This is a genomic window from Streptomyces glomeratus, assembly GCF_021462825.1.
In the GTDB taxonomy this organism is placed as follows: domain Bacteria; phylum Actinomycetota; class Actinomycetes; order Streptomycetales; family Streptomycetaceae; genus Streptomyces; species Streptomyces glomeratus.
In genome coordinates this window covers 176,097-192,964 of sequence record NZ_JAKEEB010000001.1, presented here as the reverse complement: position 1 = coordinate 192,964, position 16,868 = coordinate 176,097, and the positions used below count along the sequence as shown (strand labels likewise).

The following is a 16,868-nucleotide window of genomic DNA, read 5'->3' as shown; positions in this document are numbered from 1 at the left end:
GTCCGGAGCTTGCCGTGAAGGCGGGCGGGCAGTTCCTTCTCGGCCGGCCATTCCTCCTCGACGGGCGGTTCCCCTCGGCCGAGGGGCGCCCCGGCCGCGCGAGGGATGGCTGAAAGAGGTCACCGATCCGCCGGCGCGGACCCGTGCGCGGGGCGCGCCGGGGAGATGAACCCGCCTGGCGTGCACCGAGCGGTGGAGCGTGCGCCGGGGAGATGAGGGCGTGCGGTCCGCGCGACGGGGACGAGCGTGCGCCGGAGCGTCGGAACGTGGGACGCACCGCGGTGCCCCGCGGCGGACGGCGGTTCGAAAGCGCCGGTGAAGGGTGCTCGTGAGCGGCCGGCCCCGGGAACGGCCGCGGGTCCTGCGCCCCCTTGCCTCGGCGCTTGTTGCGGGGGGTGCGCTGGGGCCACCACAGCACGTACGCGGCGGAGCCGACCGCGAAGGCCAGCCGGATCAGCCCCCGGGCGGAGTCGGAGGGGACCAGCAGCGCGCTGCCGTACAGCGAGATCAACGCGATCCAGCTGACCCACGGCACCAGCCGCCGCTGCCCGATCGAGTCCCAGATCAGGGTCCCGAGCAGGACCGAGGCGTTGTAGTACGTGTACACGCTCGGGTCCAGCACGATCCGGGCGTCGGCGGCGAGCAGGACGACGGCCGCCCAGCGGCGCCGGAGCACCGCCAGCGCGCCCAGGGCGATGCCCAGTGCCATCTGCGCGGGCCGGTCCCACCAGGGGGTGGCCGGGTCGTCCACACCGAACCAGCGCAGCGACGACGCGGACTGGTTGGGGATGGTGAAGCGAGCGGCGGCCAGGGTGTCCATATGGGTGAGGTAGAACGGCAGCCACGCGGCGGCCACCAGCCCGGCGGCCCAGGCGGCGGAGCGCAGCAGCGCGGGCCGGGGCAGGACCAGCAGCAGCGGCAGAAAGCCCACCGCCCACGGCTTGGAGTCCATGGCCAGCGCCAGGAAGACGCCGACGGCGACGGCGTTGCCGCGCGCCAGCGCGCGTACGGCGAACGTGGTGAAGAACAGCGCCAGCACGTCGTCGAGGTGCGCGAACCGCACCGAGACCTCCACCCACATGGGGATGAAGGCGGTTCCGGCCACCAGCACCCGCTGCTGGAGGCGCCTGTGGTTCAGCCCGGTTCCCAGGTTGTGCTCGGCGGCCGCACGGCCGATGAGAACCAGCATGTACAGACCCAGCCCGGACATGAAGGCCTCGGCCAGGTTCTCGCCGACGGCCGCGGGGTACGGGGCGAACAGCCCGGCGACCAGGAAGCTGACCGGCCCGATCTGCAGTTCGGGATGGTTGGCGTAGAGGGCGAGGCCGCCGCCGGGCACTTGGCTGAAAAGCAGCTCCTCACCGGTCTTCAGATAGTGCCAGGACACGGCCCCGTGCCGTTCGGCCACGAAGAACCAGACCGCCGTCCACACGGTCAGCAGCGCATGGTGCCACCGCACCGGCCAGCCCCCGATCCGGCCGGTCCGCGCCCTGTCCCCGGACGCGGATCGCGCCGTCTCCGCGTTGCGCACATTCCGTCCTTCCCCTGCACGGCGAGACGCTTGCTGGCTTGCGCAACTATAGAGTGAACTCCTGACGCGTACGAACGCACCCGGACCCGATGCGTCAAATCCCGCCAGCCGTCGGGTGATAATCCGGGGCATGGCATCACCGCCCCGGCGTCTGCTCGCCGACGTCCTCGCCGTGGGCGCCCCCTACCCTCTGGCGATCGCCGGTGGCTACGCGGTCCTCGCGCACGGTCTGGTGGACCGGCCCAGCCGGGGCGTGGACGTGGCCACGGAGAGCCCGGAGCGGATGGAGGACATCGCCTCCGCCGTACGGGCCGGCCTGGTGGAACGCGGCTGGTTCGTACGCTCCCTGGAGGCGGAACCGCTCTCGGCACGGCTGGTCGTCGGCGACCCGGTCTCGGGCGAGGAGTGCGAACTCAACGTCCTCAAGGAGGTGCTGTGGCGTCCGCCGGTCCTCACGGATCTGGGCCTGACCCTCTCCCTCGAGGACGCGGTCGGGACCAAGGTGCGCGCCCTGGCCGACCGCGGTTTCGCCCGGGACCTCATCGACGTGCACGCCGCCTCGGACCGCTGGAGCCGTCCCGAGCTGGAGGAACTCGGCCGGCGCCACGCCCGTGACACCTTCGACCTCGCCGATCTGCAGGCCCGGCTGAGCGGCGTGGAGTGGGTCGACGACCGGGAGTTCGCGCTCTACGGGGTCGACGACGACGCGATCGCCGGGCTCCGGCGGTGGGCACAGGAGTGGGCCGACGACATCGCGGAGCGGCTCGCGGAGTCGGAGGAACCGCCCGAGGAGTGAGGTACGGGTGGAGGGAGCGGCCGACGGACGGGTCGACGGACGGACCACTCACGGGACGAACCACACGTCCCGCGGCATGACGTGCCCGCCCGCGTCTCCACGGCGCCACGCCACTGCACGCCGGTCCCTGCCGCCGCGTCACACGGTGCGTCCGTACGGTTTCTTGACGAACTCCTGACACAACGGCCGCATCCGGTGATCCGATCCGTGGTGTCCCCTTGGATGTCACTCATCGACACCCTGTGAGGGAAGTGAAGTGCCATGGAAGGCACCGTCGTCGCGGTTGTACTGGTGGCCGTGCTGGTCCTGCTCGTGCTGCGCAGTGGAATGCGTGTGGTCAACCAGGTCGAGCGTGGGGTTGTGTTCCGCTGGGGGAAGGCGCTGCCGCAGCACCGGCAGCCGGGCATCACGTTCCTGATCCCGTTCGCCGACCGGATGCGGAAGGTGAATGTGCAGGTGGTGACCATGCCGGTGCCGACGCAGGAGGGCATCACCAGGGACAACGTCTCCGTCAAGGTCGACGCCGTCGTGTACTTCCGGGTGACCGACCCGGTGCGGGCCTCGATCGAGGTCCAGGACTACATCTTCGCGGTCGGCCAGGTCGCCCAGTCCTCACTGCGGTCCATCATCGGCAAGAGCGACCTCGACGATCTGCTGTCCGACCGGGAGCGGCTGCACGAGGGGCTCGCCCTGATGATCGACAGCCCGGCCGCCGGGTGGGGCGTGCACATCGACCGGGTCGAGATCAAGGACGTCCAGCTGCCGGAGTCGCTGAAGCGTTCCATGTCCCGGCAGGCCGAGGCGGAGCGCGAGCGGCGCGCCCGCGTCATCACGGCGGACGGCGAGTTCCAGGCGGCCCAGCAGCTCGCCAACGCCTCCCGCATCATGTCGGACACACCGGAGGCCATGCAGCTGCGACTGCTCCAGACGGTCGTGGAGGTCGCGGCCGAGAAGAACTCGACGCTCGTGATGCCCTTCCCGGTGGAACTGCTGCGGTACTTCGACCGGGCGGCCCGCCAGTTCGGCCCCGGGGGCGGCCTCGAGAACGGCCACGCGGACGGTCGCGGGGACAACCACGCGGACGGCCGCGAGGGCGGAGCCGAGGACACCGGAGCCTGAACGACCGCGGTCCCGTGCCCGCCCGCCCGGGACCGCCACCACGCGCTCAGTCTCGTCGGACGCCGGGGCCGGGACGCCGAACGGGACGCGGAACCGGACCGTCGGCCGCCCCACGGGAGGGCCGGCGGCCGGCCACCGCTCCGGCCCATGCCAGGACCGAGGTCGCCAGGAGCGACGCCGCCGCCATCAGTGCCATCGCCGCCGCGGGCGCGGTGAGTTGGGCCAGCGTCCCGGCCAGGGCCGCGCTCACGCCCTGCATCGTGAGCATGCCCGCGGAGTGCAGGCCGAGGGCGTGGCCGCTCAGCTCCCTGGGGGTCAGGCTCATCAGGCGTTCCTGCTGGATGAGGCTCGCGCCGAAGCCGACCGAGGCCAGGGCCGCGCAGACGGCCGCCACGGGCACGGCGGGACGCAGCGCGAACAGCAGATACGGGGCCGCCAGGAGCAGCAGGAACGGAATGCCCAGGCGACGGCGCAGGGCAGGCGGAAGGAGTCGGCCAATGGTGACGTCCCCGGCGAACATGCCGAGCGCCGCGCACGCGAACAGCACGCCCGCCCGGTCGGGCGCGTAGGAGACGTACAGCGATTCGCAGCCGACGACCAGGCCGTTGGGGACCCACAGCAGGAGGTAGGTCGTCCGGCGGGGCGGGGACGACCACAGCAGCGCGTTGGTGCGCCAGGTCTGCGCGATCGTCGGACGGCCGGAGGCGCGCGGGGCACGGCGGGTCAGGCCGAGGCGGGCGCCCGCGGCCGCCGCCAGATACAGCGCCGACGCGATCAGCAGGGTCGTCCGCGGGGACAGCACCGTCACCAGGACGCCGCCCGCGGCGTACCCGCAGACTTGCAGGATGCCGTTCATCATGTTGAAGACGGAGCGGCCCAGCAGATAGCCGTCCTGCGACAGGATGTCGTTCAGCAGGCCCCAGCGGACACCGCCGCCGAGGGACTGGACCAGGCCCAGCAGCAGGACCAGCGCGAAGACCGCGCCCAGCGGCAGGCCGGGCGCCGCCATCGCCGCCGTACCCACCGCGAACACACCCGCGATCCCCGTCATCGTCGCGCGCGGCGGCAGCCGGTCCGCCGCCGACAGCAGCGTCGTCGCGCCCACGACCTGGGCCAGCTGAGGCCCGAACATGCTCACCGCGGACAGCAGGGGCGAGTCGGTGGCCCGGTACACGAGCGTGCCCAGCGCCAGACCGCCGAGGGTGGAGGCGGCCGTCTGGAGGGAGGCGGTCAGGAAAAGCGGGGTGAACTCGCGGGTGCGGAAGAGGTCGGAGTAACTGCGCATGGCCGGAGTCTGAGCGGGCGCCGGGGGCCGTCGTTAATCTTTCGCATGTCCGCGAAAGGTCGCAGCAGGCCGATGACGCCGACGAGTTGATGACGCCGATGAGCCGGGAGGGGTGCAGGCACCATGGGTCTCTGGCACGTCAACGCCGACACCCTCGCCGGAAGCCGGTTCGTGCTCTCGCCGCTCGCGGAGACCTTCGCGAGCCTCAAGGTGCTGCATGCGGGCACCGCCTCCCACCCCGGGGAGCGCGCCTGGCTGGAGACGCATCTGCCCGGCTACCGCCGGCACCTGGCCGCGGATCCCGTCACCGCTCTGCTCGTCCGCTGCGGCCTGGGCAGGGAGTGGATCGCGGACTTCCTCACCCCCACGCCGAGGGACGGGGAGACCTTCGAGGAGGGCCTCGACCGGGTCCGCGCCGTGTCACCGGACGAGGCCCGCGCCCATCTCACCGTCTCCGTGCGCGGCCCGCTCCCGGCCCTCCTGGACCGCGACGACCTGCCCGAGCGCGCTGCCGACCTGCTGACCTACGTGTGGACACGGACCGTGCTGCCCTCCTGGGACCGTCGGCGCCATGTCCTGGAGGCCGACGTGGTCGCCCGGACGGCGCGGCTCGCCCGGGACGGCTGGGCGGCCGCGGTGGACACCCTGCGGCCGGGCCGGACACGCTGGCTCGGCGGGAACCGGCTCCAGGTCAACCTCCACGAGTATCCGGCGCGCGAGATCTCCGGGGCGCAGCTGGTGTTCGTCCCCGTCACTCCGCAGACCGGCTGGGTCTCCTGGGAGGAACGCGACCGGTACGCCGTCGTCTACCCGTGCGCGGGCGTGCTGGCCGGGGGTCCGCACCGGACGGTGCCGACGAGCCTCGCCGCGCTGCTCGGGCTGGCGCGGGCCCGCGTCCTCGTGCTCCTCGACTCGCCCCTGAGCACCAGCCAGCTGGTCGCCCTGACCGGGCAGGGGCTCGGCTCGGTGGGGCGCCATCTCAGGGTGCTGCTGGACGCGGGGCTGGTGGAGCGGCGGCCGGCGGGACGGTCGGTGCTGTACTCGCGCTCGGCCGCGGGTGAGGTGCTGGTCACCACACAGCACGGCTGACGGGAATGTCACGGGGCGGGGTTAGCATCCGCTGCATGACGACTACTGACAACACCGCCGGATCCGTCCTCGACGTGGAGATCGGCGCCCTGCAGGGCGGCCCCGCGCAGCTCTCCCAGTACGCGGGCAAGGCCGTCCTCGTGGTGAACGTGGCCTCCAAGTGCGGTCTGACGCCGCAGTACGCGGGCCTGGAGCGGCTCCAGGAGCGGTATGCGCCGCTGGGCTTCACCGTTCTCGGGGTGCCCTGCAACCAGTTCCTCGGGCAGGAGCCCGGCAGCGCCGAGGAGATCGTCGAGTTCTGCTCGGCGACGTACGGCGTGACCTTCCCGATGACGGAGAAGATCGAGGTGAACGGCGAGGGGCGGCACCCGCTGTACGACCGCCTCGTCGGCTTTGCGGACGCCGAGGGGCACAGCGGGGACATCCGCTGGAACTTCGAGAAGTTCCTGATCGGCAAGGACGGCCGGATCGCCGCCCGGTTCTCGCCGCAGACCGAGCCGGAGTCGGCGGACGTGCTGGCGGCCGTGGAGAAGACTCTCGCCTGAGCCCGGCGCGCGCCTGACCTCGCCGCTTGACCTTGCCCCTGGGGCAGACGGGAGCGTCCTCGTCACCGGGCGGAAGGCGTCCGGTGACGGAGGATGACGGGGTGACCGACGACCTGCTCTCCATCGGCGTGTTCGCCGCCCGCTCGCGGCTGTCGCCGAAGGCACTGCGGCTCTACGACCGGCTGGGGCTGCTCGTCCCCGCGTACGTCGACGAGACGAACGGCTACCGCTACTACCGCACCGACCAGGTCGAACACGCCCGTACGGTGGCCCTGCTGCGCCGCCTCGACATGCCGCTCGCCGGGATCGCCGAGGTGGTCAGGGCGGGCGAGTCGGACGGCGTCCGCGCGTCCGCGCTGCTCGGCGCCTACTGGGCGGACGTCGAGAGGCGGATCGCCGCGCAGCGGACCCTCGCCGAATACCTCCGTGGACGGCTGTCGGGGAGGAGTTCCGAGATGTACGGGAAGTTCGTGGTGGAGACGGTGGACGTACCGGAGCAGGTGCTGATCACCGAGACGCGGCATGTGCTGGCGGAGGAGCTGCCGGCGTGGATCGGGGCCTCGCTGGGTCGGCTGGAGGGCGCGGCCCGGGAGTGCGGCGGGGCGACCGGGGCGCCGTTCGTGGTCTACCACGCGGAGGTGTCGCAGGAGAGCGACGGGCCCGCGGAGGCGTGCGTGCCGGTGGCCGACCGGGAGGCGGCGCGGGCGTGGGCCGAGGGACAGGGGCGGGCGTGGGAGACCCGGGTACGGGTGGAGCCGGCGCAGCGGCTCGCGTACACCCGCATCACCAAGGCGCAGGTCGCGCATCCGCAGATCCTCGCGGCGTTCGAGGCGGTGGAGGCGTGGGTGTCGGAACAGGGGCTGGAGTACGCGGGACCCTGCCGGGAGGTGTACTTCGGGGACTGGGACGCGGCGGGGCCCGAGGACGCGGTGTGCGACGTGGCGTTTCCGGTGCGGGGTCCCGCCGCGGCCGGGGTGTAGGGCGCGTCGGCCCGCGTGGCGCGGCGGTTCCGGCCGCGCCACCCGGGCCGGCGAGCGGGCTACCGGGGCTCGCGGGACCCGGCCGCCGGGCGCGCCACCGTCAGCGCAGCTCCTCCGGGCACGGCGTCCCCCGCGGCAGCTGGTACGGCGCCGCCAGGTGGTAGGTGCCCGCGCGCGGGGCCACGAGTTCCGTCCACTTGTCGCCCGAGGCGTCCTCCGGCGTCTCCATCAGACAGCCGTTGACGTTGTGGTACGTCTTCGGCGTGCCCTCGGGGCGGTGCTTGGACTCGCGCGTCTCCTGCGGCGGCTTGACCCCCTTGCCCTGCGCGTCGACCAGGCCCAGCCACGGCGAGTACGGGATGCGGATGAGCACCCGGCCCGCCTTCTTCACCTCGATCGTCAGCTCGCCCTGGTCCGCGCGGTCGACGACCGCCGGGGGATCCGCCAGCGGGACGGGGTCGGTCACCGCGAACAGCTGCCAGTTGGCGTCGCCCCAGATCTGCCTCAGATAGGGCATGCCCCGCTGGACGAGCTGCCGCTCCCGTTCGCCGCCGCCGTTCCCGTCCGGTTCGTCCTTCGGCAGCACCACGTAGTGCACCGCCCAGCGCTGGAGCCACTCGTGGTAGTTCGCGGAGTTGAGCGTGTCGTCGTAGAAGAGCGGGTTGCGCTCCATGTCGGCCTGCCGGTTCCAGCCGCGGGCCAGGTTCACGTACGGCGCCAGCGCCGACGCCTCGCGGTGCGAGCGCGCGGGGACCACCTCCACGCGGCCCTTCTCGGCACCCGCCACCTGAAGCTGGTTCACCAGCGGGGCGAGCTCACGCGCCCAGGACGCCGCCGGGGTGGTGTGGACGATGTCGTCGACCGTCTTGATGCCGATCCAGGTGGTGAAGCCGGTGACGGCGATGACGGTGACGTACCACTTGCGGCTGCGCGGCACCGTGAACGGCAGCGCCGCGACCAGCGCGACACCCGCGAACAGCATCGCCAGCCGGGTGATGTTCGAGCCGATCTGGGAGCTGATCAGCCACACGAGCACCACGGACAGCCCGTACACCGCCGCGGTGATCCGTACCGTCTTCCACTCCTCGGGGACCAGGTAGAAGACCAGAACCGCCAAGAGGAACGGCAGGAGCATCGACGCCCAGGTCATCGGCTGCGTTCCGGAGAACGGGAACAGCCAGGCCGAGAGGGCCACCACCACGGTCGGTGCGAGGCCGAGGGCCCAGGCGCCCGGGCGGCGCTTCTGCAGGAACAGCGCCACCGCTACCAGGCCGACGAACAGGCCCGCCACCGGTGACGACATCGTGGCCAGGGCCGCCAGCGGGGCGGCGCTCAGGGCCTTCGCCCAGCGTTTGTGGCGCCAGCGGTACGGCCAGCAGAAGACGCACGCCGTCGCGCCCAGGGCGAACATCGTGCCGAGACCGAACGTCACCCGGCCCGAGATGGCGTTGCACAGCAGCGCGAACACCCCGGCCAGGGCGGGTCCCCACGGCTCGCGGACCGCACGGCTGCGGATGAGGATCAGCGTCAGCAGCCCCGCCGAGACCGTCCCCGCGATCATCATCGTCGTACGGACGCCGAGCACCGACATCAGATACGGCGACACCACGCTGTACGACACCGGATGCATGCCGCCGTACCACGCGAGGTTGTACGCCGAGTCCGGGTGCCGTCCGACGAACTCCGCCCACGCGTCCTGCGCGGCGAGGTCACCGCCACTGTTCGCGAAGGTGAAGAACCACACGAGGTGCAGTAGCCCGGCGAGGACCGTGACCGTGAGCACGGGGTGCCTGCGGGCCAGGTCCGCTCCGCGCGAGGAGCGCAGACGGGTGAGCAGGGTGCTCGCTCGGGGGGCCTCCGGGCCGTCCTCGGACGGTGTGGCCGGGTCGGGGTGCACGGTCGTGTCAGCGGCGGGCTCGCCGCGCGGTATTCGCGGGCCCGTGCCCCGGGCCGGATGCCGGCCCCGATCGGCGTCGTCGGCGTGTGTCGGCTCCGCTGTGGCCACCTGAAGGCACTCCCCGTGTCCCGTTTCCGTTATCGCCCCGTGTCCCGTTTCCGTTCCCGTCCCGTGCCCGGACACCCTCGAAAGTTCCGTGACCGTTCCGTCGGGGTTCTCCCGGAAGTCCGTCCCGGGCCAGGCGTCGAGGCTCGGCCTGTCCCGGTCTCGCGACGCTAGCACGCACCCCGCCGACGGGCTCCCGGGTGGGGGCCGCCGACGGGGTGCGTCACGTCGTGCCTGCGGGCGGGCTCTACGGCGGCTCAGCCCAGCCGGGTGAACTTCGCCCCGTAACCCGGCTCGGCGAGGTCCTTCTGCAGGGCGACCGGAATCGTCACCGCATGGCTGGAACCGTCACCGACCGTCAGCTTGCCGACGACCGTGCCGGCCTTCGCCTCGTGCGGGACCGCCTTGCCGTCGCCCCCGATGGAGAGGGCGGTCCGCAGGCCCGGCCAGCCGACCGCCTTCATGTTCCGCGTGGCGACCACCGGCGTCCTGCCGCCCAGCTGGTCGTCCACATACCCGACGACCTCGCCCTTCTTCACCACCGTCGCGGTGGTCAGGCTCTGCTGGACCTTGTCGATCAGCTTCTGGCTGTTGGTGATCGCCAGCTGGAGGCTGTCCCAGACCCGGCCGGTGCGGGCGTCCTGGTTGAGGACCGCGCCGTAGATCGTCTGCGTCTTGCCGTCGACGACCTTCGTGGCCGCCCACACCAGGTTGCCGCCGGCCGGGGTCGACGAACCCGTCTTCAGACCGATCACGCCGACCTGCTTCACCAGCAGGTCGTTGTTGTTGTAGATCGGCCCGGTGAGGCCGGGGATGTCCGCCTTGGCCATGCCGACGATGCTGCGGAACACCGGGTCCTGCATCACCTTCTTCGCCAGCTTCAGCTGGTCGACGGCGGTGCTCACCGTCGACTTGTCCAGGCCGCTCGGGTCCGTGTACGTGGTGTGCGTCATGCCGAGCTGCTTCGCGGCGGCGTTCATCTTGCCGACGAAGGTCCTGGGGTCCGAGTCCCAGCGGGCGAGCAGGCGCGCCGCGTTGTTCCCCGAGGGGATCATCAGCATCTGCAGCATCTGCCGCTCGGTGAACTTCTGGCCCTTCTTCACGGCCGCCGTCGACTCGTCCTCGTTCTTGGACTCGTCCTCGGCCTGCTGGTCCACGGTGATCTGCGGGCCGCCGTCGTTCCCCTTGAGCGGGTGCTCCTGAAGGGTGACGTACGCCGTCATGATCTTGGTGACGCTCGCGATCGGCCGCGGGGTCTGCGCACCCTCGCTGCCGACCATGCCCACACCCTCGACCTCGATGGCCGACTGCCCCTGCCCCGGCCAGGGCAGGTCGAGCTTGCCGCCGCCGAAGGTGTACGTCTCCTCGGCACTCAGCCCGAGGGTCGGGGTCGGCAGCGGACGGACCGCCTGCACGATCGCAAAGATGATCACGAGCAGCACGACGAGCGGGGTCCAGATCTTGATCCGCCGCAGGACGGTGCGCACCGGAGTCTCCGGCGGTGGCGGAGTGTTGGTCAGCTCGGCGAGCAGGTCCAGCGGGGGTTTCGGCGGCAGCGGCTGCTGGGTGGTGCGCTCGGGGCCGACCCGGGGCAGCGCGGCGGTCGCGTCGGCGGGCTTGGCCTGCCCGGGCTCGGGCTGCGCGGTCTTGGGCTGCGGAACCTTCGGCTGCGGGGACCTGGGCTCGTCCAGCGGCTTCAGCGCTACGAACTTGCTGGTGCGCTCGGCGTCGGTCTCGGCGCGCGACGCGGACTTGCCGTCCGGGGCTGCGGCAGAGGACTCGGGCTTGTCGGACTTACCGGACTCACCGGACTTACCGGATGTCGCTGCGGAGGACTTGGCCGCCCATGAGGGAGCCGGCTTCTCCGGCTGCCCCTTCGGCTGCTTCTCCGACTTTTCGAACTTTTCGGACTCTTCCGGCTTTCCCGATGAGTCCGACGACTCCTGCGACTTGGTGCCGCCACCGAGCTTGAGCATGGTGGTGGGCTGATCGACGGCCTTACCGGACTCCTCGGATTTCTCCGGCTTCTCCGGCTTCTCCGACTTCTTGGCCGACTTGGCGTCGCCGAGCTTGAGCATGGTCGTGGGCTGGTCCACGGGCGGCTTGGAACCCGCGTCACCCTCGGAGTCGCCCTCGGCATCGGCATCAGCGGCCTCTACGGTCTCCGCGTCCTGCGCGTCCTGCGCGTCCTCCGCACCCCCCGCGCCCTCCGCGTCGGCACCCGCGTCGGCATCGACATCGACATCGGCATCGGCATCGGCATCGGCATCGGCATCGGAGGAGCCGTCAGGCGCGTTCCCGTTCTCCGAGGTTGCCGCGCCCTCCTCCTCGGAGCCGTCGGCGGCTTCCTCGCCACCCGCGTCCACCGCGCCGTCGGACTCCGCCTCAGCGGACTCCTCGTCGGCGGACTCCTCGTCGGCGGACTCCTCGTCGGCGGACTCCGCCTCGGCAGCCCCCTCCTCGCCGGACCGGTCCTCCGTCTCCCCCGCCTCGGTCTCCGCGCCCTCGCCGGCCCCGGCGGCCCGGTCCTCAGCGCCGTCGGCGGCTTCCTCGGATCCGGTCTCCGCCTCCGACGTGTCCTCCGCTCCGGCCCCGGCCTCGTCCGCGCTCCGCACCCAGGACGCCAGCGACGCCTGCTGCCGCGCACCACCGCCGGTGGTGGACCCCTTGGAGCCGGTGGAACCGTCCTCGTCCACGGCCGTGCCGGCGGAGCCCCGCAGTTCACGCGTGGACAACACCGCCGTCGCCTGGTCGACCCGCGCCTTCTCGCCGGCCACCGCAAGCCGGGGGTCGCGGTCGCCCGCCGCCGGCCCCGGAACCGCAGCCCCACTCCCCGACGTCGCCTCCGCTGACGACGCGTGCTGCTTCGACCTGTCGGGGGACTCGCCCGCCACCGATGCCTCCTCCTTGCGCCACGCACCCACTCGCGCGCCTCGCCCAACCATGAACCGCCGCCCGGACGCCGCTGCCCGAACCATGTACCAGTGTCCTGTGTGAGGGATTGACCCCTGGGCTAGACGAGAACGACATACCTACCGGTTCCACTACATTCCGGTCACGCACCCTCGACAGACCAATGTGAGAGGGGTCACCCTGTCATTCATCCACGCGGGGAGGCATGGATGGGCAGGAGCCGCAGAACGATTCCGGAAGAGCTTCTGCTGCTGGCACTGGACCCGACCACGGGTACCACTGCACAGCCGCAGTCGCTCGACCTTGGTCTGGCCGGAGCACAGCTAGTGGAGCTGGCGCTGGCCGGACGGATAGCCCCGGACGGGGATCGTATCGCCGTGGTGGTACCACGGCCGACTGGAGATCCGACTCTGGACTGTGCGTTGGAGTTGCTGCGCAGGCGTGGCGCTCCGGTACGGGCCGTCCACTGGATCGGCGGGCCGCGTCTCGGGCTGCGCCAGACCTACCTTTCGCATCTGGAGCGGTGCGGCATGGTCCAGGCCGTGCCGGGCCAGATGTGCGGGGTGTTGCCGACGACGCGCTACCAGGCGACGGACACGGCCATCAGCCGGGAGATCAAGGCCCGGCTGGATTCCGCGATCCGCACCGGCGTTCCGCCGGACCCGCGGACCGCGGCGCTCGCCGCGCTGGCCCATGCGGTCGGTCTCGGCAAGCATCTGTATCCGGGCAACGAGGGACGCTCGTCCCGCTCCCGGCTGCGGGATCTGATCAGGCACGACCCCATGGGCGGTCTCGTGGCGCACGCCGTGATGGACGTCCAGAACGGTGCGGCCGCTCAACCGCGCCGCAGCCCGGCCCAGGCAGGCCGCCAGGCCACCGCGGCCAGGCCCGCGCCGGAACCCGCCCGCGGTGTTCCCATGCAGCCGCGCCGTGGATCCATGGCACGCGTCGTGGCCCACTGAGCCGCAGTACCGCGGCCCGGCACGACCGCGGCGCGACAACCGGCCGAACCGGCGGCACCGGTACGGCCGGAACCGCACGACCCGGCGCATCCGCGCCGCCCCGAGGCCCGGTTCGGGAGCCGCCGGCCCGCGCGGGGCGATGAGACGGACGTCCACAGGACGGCACACTCACCGCCCCGCGCGGCCACATGCGAGCGCCGTTCGGCCAAGCGGCGCGCCCACGACGCATATCCGCCGTTTTCCAGCGGTAGAAAGCACCTTGGTGGCAATCTGCTCAGCAGCAGATACGCAAAGTAGAGGCAGGCAGCCGGAGGTGCACGTCCGTGGCGTCGAATGTCAATCCCACCGTCCGGCGGCGTCGACTGGGCCAGGAGCTGCGCCGGCTCCGTGAACTCAAGGGCATGACCGCCGAAGAGGTCGCCGAACGGCTGCTGGTCTCCCAGTCGAAGATCAGCCGGCTGGAGAACGGCCGCCGCAGCATCAGCCAGCGCGATGTCCGCGATCTGTGCGGAGTCTACGAGGTCGAGGATCAGCGCGTCGTCGACTCGCTGATGGAGATGGCGCGCGACTCCCGGCAGCAAGGATGGTGGCACGCGTTCGGGGACATCCCGTACAGCGTGTACATCGGCCTGGAGACGGACGCGGAGTCGCTGCGCGTCTATGAACCGCAGGTCATCACCGGCCTGTTGCAGACCCACTCCTACGCCGAGGCTCTCATCCAGGGCGCGCTGCCCGAGACGTCCGCCGCGGACATCGAAAAGCGCGTACAGGTGCGGTTGCGGCGCCAGGAACGCATCGCCGCCGAACACAACCCGCTGCGTCTGTGGGTGGTGCTGGACGAGGCCGCGCTCCGCCGGGCCGTGGGCGACAACCATGTGATGCGCGAGCAGTTGGAGCACCTCTGCGAGATGTCCCAGCTTCCGCACGTCACGGTGCAGGTCCTGCCGTTCAGGGCGGGTGCCCATCCCGGCCTCAACGGCCAGTACGCGATCCTGGAGTTCGCCGACGCGGCCGACTCCAGCGTGGTGTACCTCGAGGGCGTCACGAGTGACCTGTACCTGGAAAAGGCCCACGACGTGCAGAAGTACGCCGTGATGTACGAGCATCTGCGGGCTCAGGCGCTCAGCGTGGAGGAGTCCCGCCGGTTCATCGCGGACGCGGCCAAGGACTACGCTCAGTAAGGTCTCTCGGACTTCGCGTAAGAGGGCCGCGGATCTTACACCAGCGAAACCTTTAGGCGGAAGACCCGGCTGGAATATGCCATCCGGTCGAGTGAATGGCCCCTACGGCCCAGCAGGTTGCCGAGTAGCTTCGATCACGCCATCAGCCAAACAAGTTGGCGCGATTCGCACCGCGGGGCCGACATGGCTCGCGGTGCGAGGGCAGCAACTCAGCAACTCGCTACCGGAGTGAACATGGCCGTTCTTCAGGGGGCCACGGAAACGTGGACCAAGTCGTCGTATTCGACGGGCAACGGCGCCTGCGTCGAGGTCAAATCGCCCAAGGCGGCGGCGCTCGCCGTGCGCGATTCCAAGGTTCCCGAGGGGCCCGTCCTGGCTTTCCCGGCCGACGCCTGGAACGCCTTCGTGACGTCGATCAAGTAGCACCGACCACCACAACTCCACAGACAGCACGACAAGGCCCTCTCGACTGGTCCGCCGTCCCGGCCGAGGGGGCACGTCCCTTTTCTCCAGGGGTGGGCGCCGCGGGACTCAGCGGAGGTCGCTCACGTACCGGTCCGTCCCCGGCACCGTGGGAACGAACGGCGCCACCAGTTCCACCCTCCCCAGCCCCGCTTCCGCCACCGCCCCGTCCAGACCTGTGAAGTGGGGCTCCCAGCAGTGCCTCGGGTCCTTCTCCAGGAACCAGAGCAGGGTCAGGCGGGTGTCCACACCCTCCACCTGCTTCACGTACGTCATCCGGTCACCGGGCAGCGGGGTCGGGCGGAACAGCACGACCATGGCCGAGGGCGAGCCCGCGAGGCGTCCTGGGAGGTGACGGTCCCGGAGCCAGGCCAGCAGCTCGGCGCGCTGCTGCGGCCCCTCCGCGTCGACGACCTGCAGGACCAGGCCCGCGTACGGGTGGTCCAGGGCATGGACGTCACGCGGGCCCGCCGCGCCGTCCCGGTACACCGTGGCCTCGTGGTCCTGGAAGGCCGTGAAGACGTGGGTGCGGTCCCGGTACACGCGCGCGTCGCGGTTGAGGCGCTTGTTGATGGCGACCGTCCAGCGCATGTGGTCGTCGTAGCGGCCGTCCGTGATCCAGTACGTGGAGAGATAGCAGCCCGCGGTGACCGGCTGCGCCACCGCCGACTTCTCGGGATACCGCAGTAGTTGCAGGTCCCGGGTGGCGACCCAGCGGCGGCCGGCGAACATCCAGGGCATGGCCATCGCACCGGCGTAGTAGTGGTCGTCCTCGTACCAGCGGTTGTATGCATATTCGTGTCCGGGGTGCGGCTCCACCATGGTGATCAGTGCATGGCCCGGGCGGACGCCGTAGGGCCCCAGGGCGGCCAGTTCCGCGTACACCGCGCTGTGTGTGTCCTCACCCATCGCCTTCCCCTTCCCTCCTCCGCAGGACGCCCCTACTCTGACGCTCCGTCAGGAAATGCGCCATATCCGGGAGGGCCCGATGTCACTGCTCCAGGGCAAGACCGTCGTGGTGTCGGGGGTCGGTGCCGGGCTCGGCCACCAGGTCGCCGCGGCCGTGGTCCGCGACGGCGGCAACGCGGTGCTCGGCGCCCGTACGGAGGAGTACCTCGCCAGGACCGCCGCCGCGCTCGATCCGGACGGCGCGCACACGGCCCACCGGACGACGGACATCACCGACGAGGCACAGTGCGAGGGCCTCGCGGCGCTGGCACTGGAACGGTTCGGCCGGATCGACGCGGTGGTCCATGTCGCCGCATGGGACAGCCACTTCGGCGGACTCCAGGACGCGGACTTCGCCACCTGGCACTCGGTCATCGACGTGAACCTGCTGGGGACCCTGCGGATGACCCGGGCCTGCCTGCCGGGCCTCAAGAAGGGCGGCGGCTCGGTGGTCTTCGTCGGCACGCAGTCGTCGGTGGCCGCTCCGTCCCAGGTGCGGCAGGCGGCCTACGCGGCGTCGAAGGGCGCGCTGACCAGCGCCATGTACTCGCTGGCCCGGGAGCTCGGCCCGTACCGCATCCGGGTCAACACCGTGCTTCCGGGCTGGATGTGGGGCCCGCCCGTGCAGGCGTACGTCCGGTTCACCGCGCACACCGAGGGCGTACCGGAGGCGGAGGTGACACGGCGCCTGACGGACCGGATGGCACTGCCGGAGCTGGCCACCGACGGCGATGTGGCGGACGCCGCGGTGTTCCTGGCCTCCGACCGGGCGCGGGCGATCACGGGCCAGTCCCTGCTCGTGAACGCGGGCGAACTGATGCGCTGAACTCCCCCGGGCCCTCGCTCGGCCCGGTGGGGCGTAGCCGTATGCCCCACGTCTCCCCTCCGGGCGGCACGGGACCCGCATCCCGTGAGCCCGATCCGTCGTATGTCCCCGGACTGGCGAAGTGCCCGCTCATGGTGTGGTCCGCGTCACGAGCGCGACAACCGGCGCACGAGTCAAGAGACGGCAAAATCGTTCTACTTACTGACCTGTGTTCATATCCATGACCCGA

Annotated in this window: 13 protein-coding genes and 1 pseudogene; 9 read left to right on the top strand and 5 right to left on the bottom strand. The window is 71.4% G+C overall.

Annotated features, from left to right (window positions below):
- Positions 1 to 382: 382 nt before the first annotated feature.
- Positions 383 to 1,531 (bottom strand): annotated as a pseudogene (locus LZ604_RS00860) (hypothetical protein); the annotation flags it as partial.
- A 130-nt stretch (positions 1,532 to 1,661) separates the two neighbouring features.
- Between LZ604_RS00860 and LZ604_RS00855 the strand changes: the two are divergent.
- Positions 1,662 to 2,327 (top strand): nucleotidyl transferase AbiEii/AbiGii toxin family protein, encoded by a 666-nt coding sequence (locus LZ604_RS00855; RefSeq protein ID WP_234511373.1) that lies wholly within the window; start codon positions 1,662 to 1,664, stop codon positions 2,325 to 2,327.
- A gap of 261 nt (positions 2,328 to 2,588) precedes the next feature.
- On the top strand, positions 2,589 to 3,446 hold the full coding sequence (locus LZ604_RS00850) for a slipin family protein (RefSeq protein WP_234511370.1): 858 nt from the start codon (positions 2,589 to 2,591) through the stop codon (positions 3,444 to 3,446).
- Between the two features lie 46 nt (positions 3,447 to 3,492).
- Here LZ604_RS00850 and LZ604_RS00845 read toward each other — a convergent pair whose 3' ends face one another.
- Complete coding sequence (locus LZ604_RS00845; RefSeq protein ID WP_234511368.1) at positions 3,493 to 4,731, bottom strand: MFS transporter; 1,239 nt, start codon at positions 4,729 to 4,731, stop codon at positions 3,493 to 3,495.
- A 123-nt stretch (positions 4,732 to 4,854) separates the two neighbouring features.
- Between LZ604_RS00845 and LZ604_RS00840 the strand changes: the two genes are divergently transcribed.
- From LZ604_RS00840 to LZ604_RS00830, 3 genes are all read left to right on the top strand, one after another.
- Positions 4,855 to 5,820 carry an ArsR family transcriptional regulator gene (locus LZ604_RS00840; RefSeq protein ID WP_234511366.1) on the top strand — a complete coding sequence of 322 codons (966 nt, stop codon included), beginning with the start codon at positions 4,855 to 4,857 and terminating at the stop codon, positions 5,818 to 5,820.
- A gap of 35 nt (positions 5,821 to 5,855) precedes the next feature.
- Positions 5,856 to 6,365 carry a glutathione peroxidase gene (locus LZ604_RS00835; protein ID WP_234511364.1) on the top strand — a complete coding sequence of 170 codons (510 nt, stop codon included), beginning with the start codon at positions 5,856 to 5,858 and terminating at the stop codon, positions 6,363 to 6,365.
- 101 nt (positions 6,366 to 6,466) lie between these two features.
- Entirely contained in the window at positions 6,467 to 7,345 is an 879-nt protein-coding gene (locus LZ604_RS00830) for a MerR family transcriptional regulator (protein WP_372482071.1), read from the top strand.
- 100 nt (positions 7,346 to 7,445) lie between these two features.
- On the opposite strand, the gene LZ604_RS00825 is transcribed toward LZ604_RS00830, so the two are convergent.
- The gene (locus LZ604_RS00825; protein WP_234511359.1) at positions 7,446 to 9,350 is read right to left on the bottom strand and encodes a DUF8823 domain-containing protein; all 1,905 of its coding nucleotides are present in this window, start codon (positions 9,348 to 9,350) and stop codon (positions 7,446 to 7,448) included.
- A gap of 254 nt (positions 9,351 to 9,604) precedes the next feature.
- Positions 9,605 to 12,241 (bottom strand): serine hydrolase, encoded by a 2,637-nt coding sequence (locus LZ604_RS00820; RefSeq protein ID WP_234511357.1) that lies wholly within the window; start codon positions 12,239 to 12,241, stop codon positions 9,605 to 9,607.
- 228 nt (positions 12,242 to 12,469) lie between these two features.
- Here LZ604_RS00820 and LZ604_RS00815 point away from each other — a divergent pair, with 228 nt between their 5' ends.
- From LZ604_RS00815 to LZ604_RS00805, 3 genes are all read left to right on the top strand, one after another.
- Positions 12,470 to 13,222 (top strand): GOLPH3/VPS74 family protein, encoded by a 753-nt coding sequence (locus LZ604_RS00815; protein ID WP_234511354.1) that lies wholly within the window; start codon positions 12,470 to 12,472, stop codon positions 13,220 to 13,222.
- A gap of 323 nt (positions 13,223 to 13,545) precedes the next feature.
- Positions 13,546 to 14,403, top strand: coding sequence for a helix-turn-helix domain-containing protein (locus LZ604_RS00810; protein WP_234511352.1), 858 nt, complete (start codon positions 13,546 to 13,548; stop codon positions 14,401 to 14,403).
- A gap of 234 nt (positions 14,404 to 14,637) precedes the next feature.
- Positions 14,638 to 14,826, top strand: a complete 189-nt coding sequence (locus LZ604_RS00805; protein WP_234511350.1) for a DUF397 domain-containing protein — start codon at positions 14,638 to 14,640, stop codon at positions 14,824 to 14,826.
- Positions 14,827 to 14,934: 108 nt separating this feature from the next.
- On the opposite strand, the gene LZ604_RS00800 is transcribed toward LZ604_RS00805, so the two are convergent.
- Positions 14,935 to 15,774 carry a hypothetical protein gene (locus LZ604_RS00800; protein WP_234511348.1) on the bottom strand — a complete coding sequence of 280 codons (840 nt, stop codon included), beginning with the start codon at positions 15,772 to 15,774 and terminating at the stop codon, positions 14,935 to 14,937.
- Positions 15,775 to 15,853: 79 nt separating this feature from the next.
- Between LZ604_RS00800 and LZ604_RS00795 the strand changes: the two genes are divergently transcribed.
- Complete coding sequence (locus LZ604_RS00795) at positions 15,854 to 16,639, top strand: SDR family oxidoreductase (protein WP_234511346.1); 786 nt, start codon at positions 15,854 to 15,856, stop codon at positions 16,637 to 16,639.
- Positions 16,640 to 16,868: the final 229 nt, after the last annotated feature.

Coding starts and splice junctions, on each gene's coding strand:
- LZ604_RS00855 (WP_234511373.1), top strand. CDS start 1,662: ATGGCATCACCGCCCCGGCGTCTGCTCGCCGACGTCCTCGCCGTGGGC.
- LZ604_RS00850 (WP_234511370.1), top strand. CDS start 2,589: ATGGAAGGCACCGTCGTCGCGGTTGTACTGGTGGCCGTGCTGGTCCTG.
- LZ604_RS00845 (WP_234511368.1), bottom strand. CDS start 4,731: ATGCGCAGTTACTCCGACCTCTTCCGCACCCGCGAGTTCACCCCGCTT.
- LZ604_RS00840 (WP_234511366.1), top strand. CDS start 4,855: ATGGGTCTCTGGCACGTCAACGCCGACACCCTCGCCGGAAGCCGGTTC.
- LZ604_RS00835 (WP_234511364.1), top strand. CDS start 5,856: ATGACGACTACTGACAACACCGCCGGATCCGTCCTCGACGTGGAGATC.
- LZ604_RS00815 (WP_234511354.1), top strand. CDS start 12,470: ATGGGCAGGAGCCGCAGAACGATTCCGGAAGAGCTTCTGCTGCTGGCA.
- LZ604_RS00805 (WP_234511350.1), top strand. CDS start 14,638: ATGGCCGTTCTTCAGGGGGCCACGGAAACGTGGACCAAGTCGTCGTAT.
- LZ604_RS00800 (WP_234511348.1), bottom strand. CDS start 15,774: ATGGGTGAGGACACACACAGCGCGGTGTACGCGGAACTGGCCGCCCTG.
- LZ604_RS00795 (WP_234511346.1), top strand. CDS start 15,854: ATGTCACTGCTCCAGGGCAAGACCGTCGTGGTGTCGGGGGTCGGTGCC.